4 protein-coding genes are annotated in these 2,972 nt (G+C 66.3%); 1 reads left to right on the forward strand and 3 read right to left on the reverse strand.

What is annotated here, in order from left to right:
• Positions 1 to 157: 157 nt before the first annotated feature.
• Positions 158 to 814 carry a peptide-methionine (S)-S-oxide reductase MsrA gene (gene msrA / locus WBV89_RS20630; RefSeq protein WP_423983208.1) on the reverse strand — a complete coding sequence of 219 codons (657 nt, stop codon included), beginning with the start codon at positions 812 to 814 and terminating at the stop codon, positions 158 to 160.
• A gap of 231 nt (positions 815 to 1,045) precedes the next feature.
• On the opposite strand from msrA, the gene WBV89_RS20635 reads away from it, so the two are divergent.
• Positions 1,046 to 1,552 (forward strand): GNAT family N-acetyltransferase, encoded by a 507-nt coding sequence (locus WBV89_RS20635; protein ID WP_423983209.1) that lies wholly within the window; start codon positions 1,046 to 1,048, stop codon positions 1,550 to 1,552.
• 14 nt (positions 1,553 to 1,566) lie between these two features.
• On the opposite strand, the gene WBV89_RS20640 is transcribed toward WBV89_RS20635, so the two are convergent.
• Positions 1,567 to 2,352, reverse strand: coding sequence for a nitrilase-related carbon-nitrogen hydrolase (locus WBV89_RS20640; protein WP_423983210.1), 786 nt, complete (start codon positions 2,350 to 2,352; stop codon positions 1,567 to 1,569).
• Positions 2,349 to 2,972, reverse strand: a 624-nt coding sequence (locus WBV89_RS20645; protein ID WP_423983211.1) for an aminotransferase class I/II-fold pyridoxal phosphate-dependent enzyme, incomplete at its 5' end; no start/stop codon positions are given. The genes WBV89_RS20645 and WBV89_RS20640, both read right to left, overlap by 4 nt.

The raw sequence follows: 2,972 nt of genomic DNA on the forward strand, positions 1-2,972 counted from the left end.
GCGCTGGGCCGGTCGAGCGCTCGACGCCGTCGGCGACGACATCCGCGCGACCGGCTGGTAGCGGGTCGTCGCGGGTTCAACCCCGCCCCGGTGAGCGAACCGCCACCCACGCGATGGTTGGCTCACCGCCGGGTCAACGCGTGCCAGATCGACGAGGTCAGGCGCCGAGGCCGATCGGGCACGACACGCCAGTGCCGCTGATTCCGCAGTATCCGTTGGGGTTCTTGGCCAGGTACTGCTGGTGGTACGGCTCGGCGTAGTAGAAGTCGGTGTCGAAGTCGATCTGCTTGACCTCGGTGGTGATCTGCCCGAAATTCTTCGCATCGAGCTGTTCCTGGAAGACGGCGCGGGTGGCCTCGATCACCGGAAGCTGGTCGGGCTGTGTGGCGTAGGCGGCCGTTCGATACTGGCTGCCTCGGTCGTTGCCCTGCCCCATCTCCTGGGTCGGGTCGTGGCTCTCCCAGAAGACCTGCATGATCCGCTCGAAACCGATCACCTTCGGGTCGTACACGATGCCGACGGCTTCGGCGTGGCCGGTCAACCCGGTGCAGTTCTCCTCGTAGGTGCAGTTCGGCGTGAACCCGCCCGCGTACCCCACGAAGGTCGAGTAGACCCCGTCGAGTTGCCAGAAGATGCGTTCGGCGCCCCAGAAGCACCCCATGCCGACGACGGCGACCTCCATTCCCTCTGGCCACGGGCCGACGAGCGGATTGCCGTTGACGTAGTGCGCCTCGGGCACCGGCATCGACTGATCGGTGCGACCGGGCAGTGCATCGTCCGGCTCGACCATGGTGACGTTCTTGCGGAACAACATGGTTCCAGGATACGAGACGGGTCGACACCGGCGCTCGCCGGACTCATTCGTTCGCAACCGTTCAGGTTCTCGACTCCGATGGGTATCAGTCCGATTTCGTTCTCGACCCTCATCCGTCTCAGCAGGTGAGACACATCCGCGTCGAGAAGCTGTTACGAGCGGGTGGTGGGTGGCGGAGCCGACGGTGTCGAGCGGATGCGGCGTGGGACTCGCTCGGTACGTTGTCGGGCGATGACCTCACCTGTGACCTTCCGGCCGATCCTTCCGAGCGACCTCGACGTCGTCGAGCAGATCAACGCTGCCAATGTTCCCGAGGTCGGCCCGGTCGATCACGACCGGATGACGTTCCTGGTCGACGAGAGTGCGATCGCGCTGGCGGCCGAGATCGACGGTGAGGTGATCGGTTTCTGCCTCGTCCTGCCGCCGGGTTCGTCGTACGACTCGCTCAACTACCGCTGGTTCGCCGAGCACTACCCGACCGCGATGTATCTCGACCGCGTCGCGTTCGACGAGTCGGTGGTCGGACGGGGGTACGGCACCGCCATGTACGCCGAGGTTGCACGGACCATCGAAGCCGACTTCAGCGACGCCGCCGGATTGACGCTCGAGGTGAACGTCGATCCGCCGAACGAGCCGTCGCTCGCGTTCCACCGGAAGCTCGGCTTCACCGCAGTGGGTCGCCAAGCGTCGAAGGGAATCGAAGTCGAGATGATGCACCGCCCGACAACTGGTGCCTGACACCAGTTGTCGGGTCAGGTCGGGCGGCGGTCCTGGAGGAAGCGGAAGTGGGAGCGGGTGCTCTCGACGTGGTCGGTGTCGATGTCGGCGAACAGCACGGTCTCGGCGCCGGCGCCGAATGCGAGCACCTCACCCAGCGGATCGATGATCGCGCTGTCGCCGCTGTAGTCGAGTCCTCCGCCGGAACCGACGCGGTTCACTCCGACGACGTAGGCCTGATTCTCGATCGCCCGAGCGCGGAGCAGCGTCGACCAGTGCAGCCGTCGTTTGGCAGGCCAGTTCGCCACCACCAGATACGCGTCGGTCCCCTCTGCGAGCGCCCAGAACTCGTCAGCGAAACGGAGGTCGTAGCAGACGAACAGGCTGAGGCGGACACCGTCGACCTCGACGGTGACGAAGTCGGTGCCGGCACGGACGAAGCGCTCCTCACCGGCGTGCGAGAACGGGTGGATCTTGCGATACCGGTGAACGGTGCCGTCGGGGCCGGCCAGTACGAACGAGTTCGACGGGCGCTGATCATCGGGCGGTGCGGACGGGTCGATCTCCGGACACGAACCACCCACCCACACGCCGTGGGCAGCCGACTGCTCCGCCAGGAACTGCGACGAGACACCACCCTCGGGTTCGCCGATGTCAGGCGAGTCGAATGCGAATCCGGTGGAGAACGTTTCGGTGAGCAGGACGAGGCCAGCTCCGCCCGCCGCGGCACCGGCGATCATCGGGGCGAGCCGGTCGAAGTTGGCCTGGCGGTCCGTCCAGACGATCTCGTGTTGGATCGCGGCGACGCGCAACACGCTCATGCGAACGCCTCGACCAGCTGTTCGACGGCGGCGTCGATCACCGGGAGTTGCTTGCAACACGCGAACCGGACGAGGTGCGCGCCGTTTGCGGGATGCATGTAGAACGCCCCGGCCGGGACGGCGACGACCCCGGCATGCGCGGGCAGTTCACGGCAGAACGCCATGCCGTCCCGATCCGGTCGCCGGCCGGAGATGTCGACGGTGACGAAGTAGCTCGCCTCGGGCCGGTAGGTGACGAAGCCGGCACGTTCGAGGCCGTCGGCCAAGCGATCGCGTGCCGTCTGCAGTCGATCGCGGAGTTCGTTGAAGTAGTCGTCGCCGAGGCGCAGTCCGACCGCGGTCGCCGGCTGGAACGGGGCGCCGTTCACGAAGGTCAGGTACTGCTTCGCCAGGCGCGCCGCGGTGACCAGTTCGTTCGGACCCGTCATCCAGCCGATCTTCCAGCCGGTGGTGTGGAACGTCTTGCCGCCCGACGAGATCGTCAGTGTGCGCTCGAACATTCCGGGCAGGGTGGCGAGCGGGATGTGCTCGCTGCCGTCGAAGACCAGGTGCTCGTAGACCTCGTCGGTCACGACGATCAGGTCGTGCTCGATCGCCACCTGCGCGATCAGTTCCAACTC

Source organism: Ilumatobacter sp. (assembly GCF_049588435.1).
In the GTDB taxonomy this organism is placed as follows: domain Bacteria; phylum Actinomycetota; class Acidimicrobiia; order Acidimicrobiales; family Ilumatobacteraceae; genus Ilumatobacter_A.